A 16,199-nucleotide genomic window follows, 5' to 3' on the forward strand; every position below is an offset into this window, starting at 1 on the left:
TGTGTAATACAACTAACCGGAATGAATTATGTTTTAATAATAGGAAATAAATTAATTTAAAAGTTAAATACAATAAGCCATCATAATCTGACGGTATTGACGTTATTATTTTGATGAGTGATCACGCTACGTTTTCTTATCCCTAGATCGGCTTGTTATATTTAAATTACTAACAGGAGGATAATACATGGAAAAGTCTTCAGAAAATACAAACACAGAACGGGCAACGCAGTTGAGAACAGACTACCCTCTTTGCGAAAAGGACGAGCAAGCCAGGGCCATAAAAAAAGCGCAACAGGCCAATAAAGAAGCTCTGAATAACTGGCGCGAAATGCATAAAGTCAATACTGACAAGAAAACCTGAAAAGCTTAAAACCAACCACGACTACGTTTGGCTTCAGAACCACCGTACAATTCGCGTTTAAATTCTTCCTGATCGCGATAGTTGTGCCAGATCACCCAGCTTATCAGCAATATAGCAAAAACAGCTACCCCTCCTATCCACCAAAAATTAATATCCTTAGCGGCATTCTCTATCAATACAAATGCTGTTGTCATATATATTGGTTGATGTGTTTTAGTTCTTTTGCAGGCACCACGTGGTCATGCAGCGTATATCTTGTACGTTGGTGGTCTTAATAGGCTCAAAAAGTTCGCCATTTAATTTCACACTGTAAGTTAATAGTTTCTCCCTGTCTGCCAGATAGCGTGTCGAGCCATCGGGTAAAAGATAACGGCCATTGCCAAGTGGCCTTACTAATTCTTCGATACCGATATTCGAGGCTAACCTGGCAAAGAGATAACCGCCCGGCTTTAACACCCTCCATATTGAACGTATCATAGCGTCAAAATGTTCGTGATCGCGGGCAAAGTGCAACACCGCGCTGCAGATCACCAAGTCAAAGGTTTCATCACCATGCGGCACGTTCTCTGCCGTAGCAATAGTAAAATTATCAGGGGATAGATCGGGGGCAAGTTCGGCTGCCGATTGTTTAACCGCCTTAACAGCGTTCGCATCAGGATCGATACCATACACATTAAAGCCGTTCCGAAGAAAATAATACAGGTTACGACCACCTCCACAACCAACATCCAGAATGGTGCGGCATCCATCGAACCGACCTTTTAAAAGCTGATCGAAAAGATAGATATCGATATTACCGTATAGTTGTTGCAGATCGTTCATTCCTGATAAATGCACTGCAAAGTAACCTAACAAAAATAAAGGCCGCAAGTCCAAACAGACTTACGGCCTTTACCAGCTCGTTAATTTTAATGCGAAATTACATCCCGAAAGCTTTCTTTAACTGTGCAACTGCATATTCCTCAGCATCTTTAGCCTCCGGAACAATAGTGCCCATACCAAAAAATTCGTGGGTCACGCCATCGTAATTTTTGCTATCGACGGTCACTCCTGCTGCTTTTAGTTTATCAGCAAGCATCATTCCGTCACTTTGCAATGGGTCAATTTCGGCAGTAATGATGGTTGTGGGTGGCAAACCTTTAAGGTTAGCAGCAACCAAATTGATCCGCGGATCTTTAGCTTCGGCCATGCTGTTTAGATAATGTTTTACAAACCAGCCCATCATAGGCTTATTCAACGGTTTAGCAGCCGCGAATTTTACGTATGATGCTGTATTCATATCGGCACCTGCTACCGGGTAAACCGCTACTATAGCTGTCGGTAACATAACACCTTTATCACGCGCCATAATAGCTACGTTGGTTGCCAGGTTGCCGCCGGCACTTTCACCACTCACTGCGATCTTTTTAGGATCCCCTTTTATTGACGCGGCATTAGCCACAACCCATTTGTAGGCTGCAAAGGCATCGTTATGCGCCGTTGGGAATTTAAACTCAGGTGCTTTGCGATAAGCTACTGATACCACTACCGCGCCCAATTTGTCGGCCATTACGCTTGGCGCAGCATCGTAAACATCCAGGTTAGCTATCACAAAGCCGCCACCATGATAATAAACTACTATCGGGAACGGACCGCTACCCGTGTTAGGTGTGTATATACGTAAATGAATGTTACCACCATCAACCGGGATATCCTTGCCCATGGTATCTATTTTAAATACGGGTTTAGGGATATTATGTTCCTTCATCAGGTCCATCACAGCATCCGTAGGTGTGTGGTTTTTACGGGCCTCGGCCGGGGTGAGCGTTTCGATGGGCTTGTCGCCGTAACTGGCCAGTTTTTCCATCACGGCTTGCATTTCGGGCTTAATAGATGGTGCCCATTCAGGTGCCGGACCGGCTGATTTAATAGCAGTTGATGAATTTGAGTCGGCCGGAACCATTGAACTGTCGGCACCGGTACTATCCGCGCCCGACTTTGAGCCGTTACTGCTACATGCCGATGCTAACGCGATAGCCATAGCAGCCATTGGTAAAAGAATTTTAGTTTTCATAGGTAAATGTGTTATACTTTCACTTGCAAAAACAACATTAATGCCAGTTGAATTCAATTATTAAGATAGACCGTCAATTACTACTCAACAGAGTGATGTTGTGCGTGATCACCTTGGCTGGCAACTAATTCAACTCAGCAGCGTTTGATAAGTGCTTATCCCCGATGGCCTGCAAATGCTTCAATACGGCTAACTCAAAGCCAGGCAACGTGGTCAGGTCCGTATCCCATAGTGGTTTATTGCTGAGTATAGATCTAACCCCTTGTTCAGCTTCAGCATCGTTCCAGGCGTAATGGAAGATGGCTGCGTTGTCGTCTGTAACAGTATATTCCCTTCCGTTGATATAACCTTTTAGTTGGTCATCTATCTTCATAAATCGGATAAAGGCGGCGATACCCTTACTGATCAATGCCGGCGCGGTAGATGACGTTTGATAATGCTTGAACAGTAAAGGCAACACCCTTAGTTTGATCTTTGATGAATATTGCAAGGATATACTTAACCACTTATGCTGCAAACTTGGGTTACGGAACCTATCCAAAACCTGCCCCGCATATTCCTCCTTTTCGGCTACCGCGATATCTAAGGGTATGGAAGGCGATATCTCGGTCAGCATCATATCGCTAATGAATTGCTCGAACTCCACATTGTCCAATGCCTCGCTAACGGTCTCAAAACCTGATAAGACGGCAAAGGCACAACTTAACGTGTGTGTGGCATTGAGCAAACGCAACTTCAACTCGCGGAATTTTTCAATATCAGCAGCTATCACAACACCACTATCAACTTGAGCAAAGCTAAGCACCTCGGCAACCTCTGCGTAACCTTCTATGGCCCAAAGGGTGTAGGGCTCGGCAATAATCCGCAGGTCATCCTGGTAGCCTAACTCTGTATCCAATTGCTGATGTGTAGCAGTATCCGGTTTACCGGGAACAATACGATCCACCAGCGAACTACAGAAATGATTGTGCTGCTCCAACCAGTCCATAAACTTCGGTTCCATTTTGTTGATGTGGGCCAGTTCCAGAATTATCCCTTCCAGTTTTTTGCCATTGTCAACGATCAGTTCGGTCGGTATGATCACAAGGCCGCTCTCGGCGCTACCGTTAAAAGCCTTAAAGCGATGGTATAGTACGGCCAAAAGTTTAGCAGGGAATGAAATTGGCGGTGTGGCTTGGATATTATCATCCGCAATCAGCTGGATACCAACCTCGGTAGTGTTCGATACAATGACTTTTAGATCGGCACTTTCGGATACTTTCAAGATCTCGCCCCATTGGGTCGAAGCCGATACTACCCTGCTTATTGCTGATGAAATAATATCTTCTTTTACTTCAGATCCGTTCTGTATACCCTTGATATGTAAGGAATATAGACAATCCTGCTCATCAAAAGCTTTTGTATCGCCCTTGTCGGTCGATTTAACAACTACTATCCTTCCGTTGAATATTCCTTCGCGATTAGCCTTGTCTATAAAGTATGCCGGTAAGCCGCGCAGTAATACGCCGGTGCCAAATTGTAGTACCTTTTCGGGCAGTTCAAATACATTATCATTGGGTTTAATAACCTTGCTATCTATCGCGCTTAAACTTTGTCTGGATAATTTCATCAAAGCTAATTTAGCTTATATAGATGAGTTTGGCATCGATCGTCACTTTTAATTATATTAAATAAAACGCTATCGTTCCCGGGAACGTTTGCATCAAAATAGGCTTGTATTGCTGATCTATTTACTAATTTAGGGGTCTGAATTATGTTTGGCGCTGTTACCATAAAAGATATTGCTAAGGCTCTGGGGCTATCCACATCAACCGTTTCGCGCGCGTTGAACGGCAGTTATGAGATAGGCGCCGAAACAAAAAAACTGGTACAGGAGTATGCCGAAAAGGTGCATTATCGCCCCAACCCTATCGCGCTGAGCCTTAAAGATCAAAAAAGCCACTCTATTGGTGTAGTTGTTGCAGAACTGGCTAACAATTTTTTTTCGCAGGCCATTAACGGTATCGAGTCTATTGCTTACAGCAGTGATTACCACGTCATCATTACCCAAACGCATGAATCGCACGAGCGCGAGATAGCCAATGTAGAGCACTTAATGTCGCGCCATGTGGATGGATTATTGGTATCGGTCGCTTCGGGCTCCACGGATCTTAAGCATTTCCAGTCATTGCGTGATCGAGGCTTCCCGATCGTGTTTTTTGACCGTGTTGTCGACGACATCGAAGCCCATAAGGTGGTCACAAATAACTTTAAAGGCGCTTTTGATGCTACGGAATTATTGATCAATAATGGTTTTAAACGCATCGCCCATATTGCAATGGCCTCCAATTTAGCTATCAGCAGGGAGCGTTTAAATGGCTATAAAGCGGCGTTAGAAAAACATGGATTACCCTTTGATGCCGAATATGTAAAGCATTGCCTGCACGGTGGCCGTGCAATAAATGAAGTTGAAGAAGCTATTGCCGAACTGATGGCCTTAGCGGAAAAACCCGATGCTGTATTTTCGGGCAGTGACAGGATCACGATAGGTTGTTTTGGCACTTTCAAAAAAATGGGTTTGACCGTACCTAATGATGTTGCTATGGTGGGTTTTACCGATAGTGACGTTACCGAATTGTTCGACCCGCCGTTGACGGTTATCCGCCAGCCAGCCTTCCAGATCGGACAAATGGCTACCGAGATGCTGATCAAACAGATCCGAAGTAAATATCCTGTGACCGAATTTGTGACCGAAACACTAAGCACCGAGCTTATAGAGCGTGGATCGGCTAAAAATACCGCAAAACCATAACCGTAAACGGGTTTAAAAAATGACGTTTTAGTACCTAATAGCTGTATGTTTAGAAGCGGGATACCGTTGCCTTTACAATTTTTTTTCTTAAACTTGCCTTCGCATACGCGAGGTGCGCCCGGTGGGCTTATTGTAACCAAGACACCGATCGCAAACCACCCTATTTTACACCCCTTGGCGTATAAGTACTACTAAGATAATGAGCGGTCACACTACAGATGTTGATGTTGTTTTAATTGGCGCAGGTATCATGAGCGCAACTTTAGGTTTTATGCTGAAAGAACTGCAGCCCGACCTAAAGATCGAACTTTTTGAACGCCTGGATGTAATGGCTGCCGAAAGTTCGGACGCGATGAACAACGCCGGTACCGGTCACTCCGCTTTTTGCGAGTTGAACTATACGCCGCAATTGCCTGATGGTTCGGTAGATATAAGTAAAGCCATTAAGATCGCCGACCAATTTGAGGTATCTAAACAGCTTTGGGCTTATTTAGTAGAACAGGGATATATTAAAGACCCTAAGACCTTCATCAACAAGGTACCTCACATTAGCTTTGTTTGGGGCGAGCAGAATGTATCTTATCTTAAAAAACGTTACGAAGCACTTAAGAAGAACCATTTTTTCAGTGATATGGAATATACAGAGGATCCTGCAAAACTAAAAAGCTGGATGCCCCTGGTGATGGAAGGCCGCGACCCTAACGAAAAGGTATCGGCCAACTACATGGACATTGGCACCGACGTTAACTTCGGCGCGTTGACCAAGGATCTGATCAATATCGCAAAAAGCAAACCCGGCTTCAATGTTCATTTAAGCCATGATGTTACCAATATCAAACGCTCACCAAAAGGCGGTTGGACGGTAACCGTAAAAGGTTACGGCGGCTCGCGCAAGTTGAATGCCAAATTTGTTTTTGTTGGTGCCGGTGGTGGTGCTTTGCCACTATTGCAAAAGTCGGGCATACCGGAGAGCAAAGGATTTGGCGGTTTCCCGGTAAGCGGGCAATGGCTGGTTTGTAATAACCCGGCTATTATCGAAAAGCATCAGGCTAAGGTATATGGTAAGGCATCGGTAGGTTCGCCGCCAATGTCGGTACCTCATTTGGATACCAGGGTGATCAACGGTAAGCGTTCGCTCCTTTTCGGCCCGTATGCTGGCTTCTCAACCCGTTTTTTAAAACAAGGTTCGTTATGGGACCTGTTCGGGTCTATCAAATTAAATAACATTCGACCGCTTATGGCGGCTGGTATAGACAATATCCCCTTGACCCGCTATCTTATCGGTCAAGTAATGCAATCTCAAGACGATCGTTTGGCGGCACTTAAAGATTATTACCCTGAAGCTAAGGCCGAAGATTGGAAACTGGATATTGCCGGTCAGCGTGTGCAGGTGATCAAGAAAGACGCTAAACGTGGTGGTGTATTAGAGTTCGGTACCGAAGTAGTTACCGCTGCCGATGGCAGTATCGCAGCTTTGTTAGGTGCGTCGCCGGGTGCATCAACATCTGTACCTATTATGGTGCAACTGATAGAGCGTTGCTTTAAAGAGCAGATCAAGACCGACGGCTGGCAAACTAAGTTAAAAGAGATGATTCCATCTTACGGGAAAACTCTTGCCAAGGATGCCACGTTAGCCAACGCTACCCGCGAGCGCACAGGCAAAAGTCTTGATATCGTTTAAATTAGGCCGATCTTTACTATATTAGGTGTCGATCATCATACATCTATGATTTTGAGTTGAGGGCATGCGTGGTTTTACTTTCCTTATCATTTTCCTATGCGGGATCCGGGCTTACGGGCAGGATAAGGATAGCTCGGCTTTAGGCCAGTGGCGTGGAACGGTTAAACAGTACGGCGCACCTATCGTAAATTTTAAAGTAGCTTTTACTTTAAATAAAGGATATACCAATCAGATCATCGGGGTATCTAAGTACAACCGTGCCGATGGCGCTTCGGTAGAGATGCGTTTTGATGGCGAGATGAACGGCGATCAGGTTATCATCACCGAGCGGGAAGTTCTGAAAAGTACACCTCGCGAAGCCCAATGGTGCCTTAAACGTTTCTCTATTAACTTTAAACATAATGGAAAGACCGGCATTGATAGCTTAAGCGGTTATTGGCAAGGTGTCCGCGCTTACGACAAAGGCCTTTACTACGAGCTTGGAGTTTCCGATAACAACGGCGTTATCCACCGTTGCGAACCGGGCGACCTGAGACTATGGCGTAACAGCGAAAAAGATACCGCGAAAACCCCACCCCCACCTGTCGCCAAAGTAAGCGACCGGCCACGTGACGGCTATTATGATAAAACAGCGGTCGCCACCTCCAAAGTTTCTGAATTTACACCGCTTCGCGAAGCTGATGTAGTTTTTGCAAAACGGATATGGCGCGAGATAGACGTTCGCGAAAAAATGAACACCTACCTGGCATCCCCGAACGCAAGGTTGATAGACGTGTTATTGGATGGACTAAAAGATGGCAAATTCGCAGCCTACAGCACTACGCCTACCGAAGAAGATCCCGGAGGCGATATGTTCACCAAACAATTGACCATCGGGCAGGCCTTGGGTATGCTAAGCGATAGTTCGGTAGTGACCAAGCGAGACGCTGATAATAACATCATCGATTCTAAACTGGAAGCCAACACTTTTGATCCGGATAGTTTGGTAAGGTTCAGGATAAAAGAGGATTGGGTATTTGATAAACAACGTTCGGTATTTGAACCTCGCATCATTGGCATTGCCCCAATGATCAGGATGAAAGTATCAACAGGCGCACAAGTAGATATGCAGCCCGCATTTTGGATCTATTTCCCTCATGCCCGGCCTCTACTGGCGGTTAAAGCCATCAGCAACGAAAATAACGACCAGACCGGACTTAGTTTTGACGACGCTTTTATGAAGCGGATGTTCGCCAGTTATATTGTCAAGCAGTCAAACGCTAAGGACGAGCGTATAAAAGATTACATGCAGGGCATCGACAGGTTATATGAAGCTCAGCGCGTTGCCAAGCAACTGATGGATTGGGAATTGGACCTGTGGCAGTATTGATGAGTTCGTTTAATTATCACCGGCTAAAGTGAAACCGATCGGTACTGTATAGCGTACCCTCACCGGTAAACCATCCTGTACACCCGGTTGCCAATTACCGGATGAAAGCTTTATACATCTAACGGCCTCTTCATCGCACCCGGATCCGATACCGCTCTTTACAGTGATGTCAGTTATTGCTCCGTCGCGCTCTATGATAAAAGTAACAGATACCCTTCCTTGAATATTATTACTACGAGCCTTTTCGGGGTAGCGCAAATTCCGTTCAACCAACTTATAGAAAGCGTCTAAACCCCCAATATACTCTGCGGTCTTTTCGCTTTTTGTTAATACCTCATCCCCATTAACGCCCATATTTACGCGGTCACCTTTTTTCAGTAAGCCATCCTGGTAAGCAGCTAAAAGTACTTTACCACTATCTGCAAAGCTTTTCCACTCGCCGTTGCGCAAGCCATTTTTGTAGTAACCCCTTTCTTTAATCATTGAAAAAGTTGGATCGTATCTAACAAACTCGCCATTGCCTTGCTCAACCATTTTCTGCCTATCGAATCGTGACTTTTCATACATTTGAAATATACCCGACGAAGTGTATTTTCCCGAGTAATATAATTTTCCGTTTGGATAATAGGCCTCGGCTTCGCCCCATAACTGGCCGGCATTAGAATTAAATACAGCTTTAGGATTTCCGTTAACGTGATATTCAATAATTGTTCCCATCAAAGTGCCATACGGGCTATTGGTCGCAAATTTTCCGCGCATGCGCATATGGCCATTTAAAAAGCAATCATTAACGATCACGAAGCCGCTTTTTATCGTATCGGGAGATATGATCATTCTGAAACCATTGGCTTTTTTTACGTCATCCACCCATTCGCCTTTACCGTATTCAAAAGGTAAACCTTACTCAAATATCATTGGGTAAATAGCAGTGTCACGCTTAACCTGAGCCGTTACTGTAGTAGTGTAATATAAGACGGACCCAAGGATAAGATATTTGTACATTGTTTTAGGTTTATTGATCTAAAATAACATTTTCCTGCCAAAGCAAATGTTGATATGTTAAAAATATCCAGCCACGTTGTTTAATGTTGCATTTTATATTTACAGTATGAAGTTGCATCTAATCAGATCCTACGTATTGATCGCATTGTCGGACATATTTATCATCAGCAGTTGCGGCTCAAAAAAAGCTGCTCTAAAAGGCAACGCCGGCCAAATGGTAAAACCAGAAAAGGCCATTGCCAATAAATACGCCGAAATAATGAATGTAGACAAAAACGACATACAGAACGGCAGGCTTTACAGCTTTATAGACTATTGGATGGGCACGCCTTACAAATTTGGCGGACAAACCAAAGATGGCGTGGATTGCTCGGGGTTTGCGCAGCTATTAGAGCAACAGGTATTCAATGTTAACATTCCGCGGATGACCAGTCAGCAGGTTAACACCATTAAGCGCAAATACGAGGAGGACCTGAACGAGGGCGATCTGGTATTTTTTGATTTTGACGGAAAAAAGTTCAGTCATGTCGGAATCTATCTGCAGAACGGATATGTAGTACACGCCAGCACCCGTCGAGGTGTGATTATAGTTAAACTGAAAGACCCGTCGTTATATAAGTATTTCTCGCGCGCCGGAAGCCCGCCTGAGCATGCAAAAACAGAATAAAAGATAGATAACATCAATGCGCCACTATGCCCGAACCGCCTGTTACTAAAGGAGTTTTTATCCTGCGCCGACTGATGAAATATATCGTGCAGGATAATAATCCTGCGCCACACATTACTGCCGATAAGGGGATGATATTGGTAACGTTAATAGCGCTCATGCCCATTGTAGCACCCGCACCTATACCTAACTGTAAAGCTCCTAACAGCGATGATGCCGTTCCTGCATTACGCTCGAAAGGGGCGATAGACAAGGCTGACATATTAGGCGCTAAAATACCTATGCAGCTTAGTTGAATAAAGATCATGCCGATAATTTCCGGTACGCCCAACCAATTTTGCCATGATGCAAATAAGAACAACGCCCCGGATATCAGTTGGATCACCAACGCTTTCGGCACTATCTGCTCGCTGCGGAACCTCTTTAACATCAAACTATTCAATTGGCTGGCACCAATAAACCCTACCGATAATCCAGCGAACATCAACCCAAAGGCTTTAGCGTCCATATGATATATCTTCATGAACACCACAGGCGCCCCGGCTACATAAACAAAAAGCCCGGCGAATGACATGGCACCCGATATTGCGTATGTGTAAAACTGTGGTGTGCTAAGTACTACCCAAAAACCAGTCAGAATAGGAACGGGTTTAAGTGAAATAGTGGGATCGGGTTGATATCTATCAGGCAAAAAGAATATGACCGCTAAAAAGATGGCGGCAGCAATGCTGGCCAAGATCAAAAATATCACACGCCAGTTCATCGCATCTGCAACAAAACCACCCACGGTAGGTGCTATCATGGGCGATGTGCCTAACACCAACATCAGCAGTGCAAATACTTTTGCATTTTGGTTTATTGGGAACAGATCGCGCACCATGGCTATAGATGCGACTCCCGCCGCGCAGCCGCCTATTGCTTGTACAAAACGTGCTATAATAAGCATATCGATACTTTGCGCCGCAAAACACCCGAACGATGCCAGCAGATATATACATAACCCTACATACAGTGGCTTTTTGCGCCCGAATTTATCAAGCAGCGGACCGTAAAGTAACTGACCGCCGGCCAACCCAATAAAATAACTTGAAAGAGAAAGTGCCACCGTCTCTACCGTAGTGTGCATCCCATCGGCTATCTGAGCGAAAGCAGGAAGATACATATCGATACTAAAAGGGCTTAAAGCCGTCATGGACCCTAAGATGAGCACTAAGAAGAAATATTGTTTGTTTGACATAGCAGGCTGCAAAGATACGGCAGCTTGTATCTAACTAAGCGTCATAGAATTATTAAAAATTTATAAAAAGTGCGAACATTTTAACGCTTTAATGGTTTTTACAACAAATTGTTGTATTGTTATTAATTATACGTATCTTCGGGTGTTTTCACGGTATCAAATACGTGATTTAGGGTATAGCGGGCCACCGCGACACAAACTATCTTTGGAACGTAGGTTAAACATTAAATGTCTACAGCTATGGAAATTAAAATTAACGTTATGTTCAAATTATTTATCGGGTTCTGTTTGGTTAGTCTATTCTTGGTCGCTTTGGCTAATTATGCCTGATCAAGCTTGTTTCTGGTCGTTTTTTGCACTTTGAAGCTAAATGTAGCGCGAATGCAAAACGAGCGGTTGTAGGCCGATCATTCTTACATTTTACATAAACATCTTATTTTGTGATACTTACGGATTACTCTGTTCAGCATTTACAAAATGTTGATAATTATTATACTTAACTAAACGCTAAATTCTTTTCAATAACCTATTATTGCTTTTGTTTGTGGCAAATAAAAGCTTCAAAGCTGATAAACAATTACCAATAATAACGGTTAAACTTTTTTAAACTAAACAATCTATTTCAATGGCAACAGCAGCAAAAGGCGGCATTACCGCTTATTCAGTAAAAACTAAAACTAAAAATGTACCGATGATCGATCCGGTTATCGACGTAAAATCTGGCCGTTACATCGCTACCGGTAAAGATGCCGATGGTAACAAGATGGCTGCAATTTTAGGTAAAGCTTCTGCAGAAGAGCATATCGCTGCGGGCAACGCTACTAAAGGTTCAGGCTGGTAAATAATAACTACCACAGTATAAGAAAACCCGTTAACCCAAAAAGTTAACGGGTTTTCTTTTTAATATAAAAATCACCGCTGTAAAATGTAACAGATCGCACCGTTCTGTATCTAAATTTTTTAACTACATTTAGTTTATCACACCTCATCCTCGAAAAAGACAATGACCACCGAAACGATACAACCTATCGCCCAAAGCAAGCGTACCGCAATCGTGGATATGCTGCGTGGCTGGGCCCTATTGGGCGTTTGCCTGATGAACTATGTAGATTATTCTTTCTTTGACATTGTTGGTAACCAGCCACGCCCTAAACCGGATATACTGACCTCAATATTGCAAGGTCTCGGGTCTATCATTTTCCAAGCTAAATCATGGACAATGCTGAGTATGCTCTTCGGTTATGGTTTTGCCGTACTGCTCAAGAACGTGCAAAAGAAAGGCTATAACCCTGTATTGTTCTTCACCAAGCGGATGCTTTGGTTGTTCGTCATCGCCTTTATCAACTGCTGTTTTTGGTGGGGCGACATTCTAAAAGATTACGCCTTTATGGGTTTAGTGATGTTGCTTTTCTATAAGTTAAAACCGAAGCCGGCTTTCATTTTATGTATTGTTTTGTTATTGTTATTGCCGGCGGTAGTGGTGTTGGTGGGCAAGATACCAAGCACCAGTTTTAAAGAATATGAAAAATTAGTACCGCTTTATCATAGCTCAAGCTTTATCAATAACGTAAAATTCCATCTATTGGCTACGTGGTACCGCGAGGTAATATCCCCAAGTTATTTATACAATGTGCACTTGGTGCAGCTGATCTGTTTCCTTGCAGGTTTCGCGGCAGAAGGCATTGGCTTTTTTGAAAACCTGGCCGCCAACAAAAAATATGTTAAACGCATATTCTGGTGGAGTTTAGCAGTCGCGTTGATCTTAGTAGGAGTATTCATTGCCAGCAGTGTTTTAAGCAGCAAATTCAAGATCGATATATTTAAATACTATGCGCCATTCTACTGGTTCATCCTGGCCAGCATGTTAATGATCACCACCGGACTTTGCTGGCTATACGTTTCCGGTAAGCTCAAAGGCTTTTTCCGGGCTATGGAACGTATCGGCAAAATGACGCTTACCAACTATATGATCCAGAACGTGATATCGTTCTTCGTCTTTGGCGGTGTGGGTTTAGCTTTAGGTAGCAAAATGCCGTATTGGTTTTACCTTGCACTGGGCTTGGCAGTTTACCTATCGCAGGTCTTCATTAGCGCATGGTGGTTGAAACACTACAACTACGGCCCTGTAGAGTGGATCTGGCGACAATTAAGTTACTGGAAACGCTTACCACTAAAACGGTCGGACGTAAAAGCACCCGAAGAAGCCGGAGAGAAATTTGCACTGTAACAATGTGTGATCAAACAGAAAAGCCGAAGCAATTACCTTCGGCTTTTCTATTTGATGTCAATTAGCTTTTCAGCATCCGCTGGATCTCGTCCAGTTTCATCATAGCTTCCACCGGTGTCAGCGTATTTACATCAAGGTTGTTTAGCGTATCGCGGATCTTGACCAGTATCGGGTCATCGATCGAGAACATTTGCAATTGCAGGGCTTGTTTCTGCACCTTCTTCATGCTCTCTTTAATGCTTTCACCTCCGGTACGTTCGTTCTCCAGTTTCTTTAATATTTCGTTAGCGCGGCCCAATACTTTAGCCGGCATACCGGCCAGTTTTGCCACGTGGATACCGAAGCTATGCTCGCTACCTCCCGGAACCAACTTACGCAGGAAGATGATCTGATGACCGACCTCTTTGACCGTCACGTTATAATTTTTAATACGGCCGAAGGTATTGCTCAACTCATTCAACTCGTGATAGTGCGTGGCGAATAGTGTTTTAGCCTTATACTGCGGATGGTTATGAAGGTACTCGGCAATAGCCCAGGCAATAGAGATACCATCGTAGGTGGACGTACCCCGACCAATCTCGTCCAAGAGGATCAAACTCCTGTCCGATAGGTTATTCAGGATACTGGCCGTCTCATTCATCTCCACCATAAAGGTCGATTCGCCCGATGACAGGTTATCCGATGCCCCTACCCTGGTAAAAATTTTATCTACGATACCCAGCGATGCTTCTTTTGCAGGCACAAAACACCCCATCTGCGCCATCAGTACGATCAATCCTGTCTGCCTTAACAGAGCCGATTTACCCGCCATGTTGGGACCGGTAATAATAATGATCTGTTGACTATCCGAATCTAAAAAGACGTCATTTGTAATATACGATTCGCCCAAAGGTAAATTCTTCTCGATCACCGGGTGTCGGCCGCCTTTGATATCTATTACTTTGCTTTCGTTGATCAGCGGTTTTACGTAATAATTTTTGATGGAGATATGCGCGAAGTTAAGCAACACATCCAACCGCGCTATCAGGTTAGCGTTAAGTTGTATCGGCTTAATATACTCGGCCAATGAGTAAAGCAGATCGTTATATAACTTGGTCTCTAAGGCCAGGATCTTTTCCTCAGCGCCTAAGATCTGGTCTTCGTATTCTTTGAGTTCCGGAGTAATGTATCGCTCGGCATTTACCAGCGTTTGTTTACGGATCCACTCTGATGGGACTTTTTCCCTGTGGCTATGTGTTACTTCTAAATAGTAGCCGAAAACGTTATTAAAAGCTACTTTAAGCGATGGTATGCCGGTCGCCTCGGCCTCGCGTTTTTGTATCTCTAACAAATAACCCTTTCCGCCGAAGGCGATCTTACGCAAACGATCCAATTCCTCGTTAACGCCATCGGCAATTACGCTGCCTTTAACCAGCATTACCGGTGGCTCGGGGTGTAATTCCTGCTCGATACGCTTGCTGATCATATCGCAAGGGTTCAACTGGTTGCCGATAGATCTCAGCGGGTCACTTTCAGATGTTTCTGTGATAGTTTTGATCTCTGCAATGGCCAATAATGCTTTCTTTAACTGGCAAACCTCGCGCGGGTTAGCGCGTTGCAAAGCTATCTTTGATATCAGTCGCTCTAGATCGCCGATCTGGCGGATATGTTGTTGCAGCGTGTCGCGCAGTTCATCATTATGGATAAAATGCTCTACCACGCCTAAACGATCGTTGATAGGCTTGATCTCTTTCAGTGGCATCACTATCCAACGGCGCAGCAAACGCGCGCCCATGGGCGAGCAGGTGTTATCCAACACATCGACCAACGTAGTAGCATTCTCGTTATGCGAGCCGATCAGCTCCAGGTTACGGATACTGAACCTGTCCATCCAAAGGTAGCGATCCTCTTCTATCCTACCAATGGATGAAATGTGCTGCAGATTGCGGTGTTCGGTCTCATTGAGGTAATGGAGGGCAACGCCGGCCGCCACAATGCCTAAATTCAGTTTATCGATCCCAAAGCCTTTTAAACTCTTTACTTCAAAATGCTTCAACAAGGTCTCCTGCGGATAATCGCCGCTGTAAGGCCAATCGTCCAGCATGTAGGTATAAAAGCGGTCGCCGTAAAGTTCTTTAAAGTCCTTGCTGCGGGTTTTAGGGAAGATCACCTCGCTCGGCGCAAAGCTTTGCAGCAGCTTATCAATATAAGTGGTATTGCCCTGGGCCGTTAAGAATTCCCCTGTCGAAATATCTATAAAAGCAATGCCAATGGTATTCTTTTCAAAATAGATAGATGCCAGATAGTTATTACTCTTTTGATGAAGGATGTTATCGCTGATAGCTACCCCGGGGGTCACCAATTCGGTCACACCGCGTTTTACGATGGTCTTGGTGGTTTTGGGGTCTTCCAACTGATCGCAGATAGCTACCCGCTGACCGGCCCTCACCAATTTAGGCAGATAGGTCTCTAGCGAGTGATGCGGGAAACCGGCCAACTCGATGTGACTGGCCTGCCCATTTGCGCGCTTGGTCAGCGTGATACCCAATATGCCCGACGCTTTAACAGCGTCCTCGCCAAATGTCTCGTAAAAATCGCCCACGCGGAACAGCAGCAAAGCACCAGGGTACTTCACCTTGATCTGATTATACTGCTGCATTAACGGCGTTTCCTTGGTATCGCTCTTAGCCAATCGGTGCTCCTTTTGTTTAACCCGTAAAGTTAATATTTAGCACCGGGATAGCCCGTGATCGTGGAAAAGTAGAGCAGTGTGGGATCATCATGTTCAAATGATCATGAGCTGTAGGTGTATACGGTAATTGTGTAAAA

At 44.4% G+C, this 16,199-nt stretch carries 14 protein-coding genes; 7 read left to right on the forward strand and 7 right to left on the reverse strand.

Features of this window, described 5'->3' with window-relative positions; genetic code table 11:
- The first annotated feature begins 187 nt into the window (after positions 1 to 187).
- Entirely contained in the window at positions 188 to 364 is a 177-nt protein-coding gene (locus tag IRJ16_RS01325; RefSeq protein WP_194109711.1) for a hypothetical protein, read from the forward strand.
- Positions 365 to 369: 5 nt separating this feature from the next.
- Here the strand turns inward: IRJ16_RS01325 and IRJ16_RS01330 are convergent, their stop codons facing one another.
- From IRJ16_RS01330 to IRJ16_RS01345, 4 genes are all read right to left on the reverse strand, one after another.
- Positions 370 to 558, reverse strand: a complete 189-nt coding sequence (locus IRJ16_RS01330; protein ID WP_194109712.1) for a hypothetical protein — start codon at positions 556 to 558, stop codon at positions 370 to 372.
- A 19-nt stretch (positions 559 to 577) separates the two neighbouring features.
- Positions 578 to 1,186: a class I SAM-dependent methyltransferase gene (locus IRJ16_RS01335; protein ID WP_194109713.1), complete on the reverse strand. Its 609-nt coding sequence runs from the start codon at positions 1,184 to 1,186 to the stop codon at positions 578 to 580.
- A 97-nt stretch (positions 1,187 to 1,283) separates the two neighbouring features.
- Positions 1,284 to 2,417: an alpha/beta hydrolase gene (locus IRJ16_RS01340; RefSeq protein WP_194109714.1), complete on the reverse strand. Its 1,134-nt coding sequence runs from the start codon at positions 2,415 to 2,417 to the stop codon at positions 1,284 to 1,286.
- 124 nt (positions 2,418 to 2,541) lie between these two features.
- Positions 2,542 to 4,026, reverse strand: coding sequence for a tagaturonate reductase (locus IRJ16_RS01345; RefSeq protein WP_194109715.1), 1,485 nt, complete (start codon positions 4,024 to 4,026; stop codon positions 2,542 to 2,544).
- Between the two features lie 144 nt (positions 4,027 to 4,170).
- Between IRJ16_RS01345 and IRJ16_RS01350 the strand changes: the two genes are divergently transcribed.
- From IRJ16_RS01350 to porN, 3 genes are all read left to right on the forward strand, one after another.
- On the forward strand, positions 4,171 to 5,208 hold the full coding sequence (locus tag IRJ16_RS01350; RefSeq protein ID WP_194109716.1) for a LacI family DNA-binding transcriptional regulator: 1,038 nt from the start codon (positions 4,171 to 4,173) through the stop codon (positions 5,206 to 5,208).
- Between the two features lie 199 nt (positions 5,209 to 5,407).
- On the forward strand, positions 5,408 to 6,889 hold the full coding sequence (gene mqo, locus IRJ16_RS01355) for a malate dehydrogenase (quinone) (RefSeq protein ID WP_194109717.1): 1,482 nt from the start codon (positions 5,408 to 5,410) through the stop codon (positions 6,887 to 6,889).
- Positions 6,890 to 6,953: 64 nt separating this feature from the next.
- A complete protein-coding gene (porN, locus tag IRJ16_RS01360; protein ID WP_228079723.1) occupies positions 6,954 to 8,258 on the forward strand; it encodes a type IX secretion system ring subunit PorN/GldN in 1,305 nt (434 codons plus the stop codon).
- Positions 8,259 to 8,267: 9 nt separating this feature from the next.
- On the opposite strand, the gene IRJ16_RS23095 is transcribed toward porN, so the two are convergent.
- Complete coding sequence (locus IRJ16_RS23095; protein WP_194109718.1) at positions 8,268 to 9,125, reverse strand: energy transducer TonB; 858 nt, start codon at positions 9,123 to 9,125, stop codon at positions 8,268 to 8,270.
- Positions 9,126 to 9,366: 241 nt separating this feature from the next.
- Between IRJ16_RS23095 and IRJ16_RS01370 the strand changes: the two genes are divergently transcribed.
- A complete protein-coding gene (locus IRJ16_RS01370) occupies positions 9,367 to 9,927 on the forward strand; it encodes a C40 family peptidase (RefSeq protein WP_194109719.1) in 561 nt (186 codons plus the stop codon).
- A 13-nt stretch (positions 9,928 to 9,940) separates the two neighbouring features.
- On the opposite strand, the gene IRJ16_RS01375 is transcribed toward IRJ16_RS01370, so the two are convergent.
- Positions 9,941 to 11,164, reverse strand: a complete 1,224-nt coding sequence (locus tag IRJ16_RS01375; protein ID WP_194109720.1) for a multidrug effflux MFS transporter — start codon at positions 11,162 to 11,164, stop codon at positions 9,941 to 9,943.
- A gap of 625 nt (positions 11,165 to 11,789) precedes the next feature.
- On the opposite strand from IRJ16_RS01375, the gene IRJ16_RS01380 reads away from it, so the two are divergent.
- Positions 11,790 to 12,005, forward strand: a complete 216-nt coding sequence (locus IRJ16_RS01380) for a hypothetical protein (RefSeq protein WP_194109721.1) — start codon at positions 11,790 to 11,792, stop codon at positions 12,003 to 12,005.
- A 162-nt stretch (positions 12,006 to 12,167) separates the two neighbouring features.
- Positions 12,168 to 13,391, forward strand: a complete 1,224-nt coding sequence (locus tag IRJ16_RS01385) for a DUF418 domain-containing protein (RefSeq protein ID WP_194109722.1) — start codon at positions 12,168 to 12,170, stop codon at positions 13,389 to 13,391.
- A gap of 61 nt (positions 13,392 to 13,452) precedes the next feature.
- On the opposite strand, the gene mutS is transcribed toward IRJ16_RS01385, so the two are convergent.
- On the reverse strand, positions 13,453 to 16,062 hold the full coding sequence (gene mutS / locus IRJ16_RS01390) for a DNA mismatch repair protein MutS (protein WP_194109723.1): 2,610 nt from the start codon (positions 16,060 to 16,062) through the stop codon (positions 13,453 to 13,455).
- Positions 16,063 to 16,199: the final 137 nt, after the last annotated feature.

This window comes from Mucilaginibacter myungsuensis, assembly GCF_015222005.1.
Classification (GTDB): domain Bacteria; phylum Bacteroidota; class Bacteroidia; order Sphingobacteriales; family Sphingobacteriaceae; genus Mucilaginibacter; species Mucilaginibacter myungsuensis.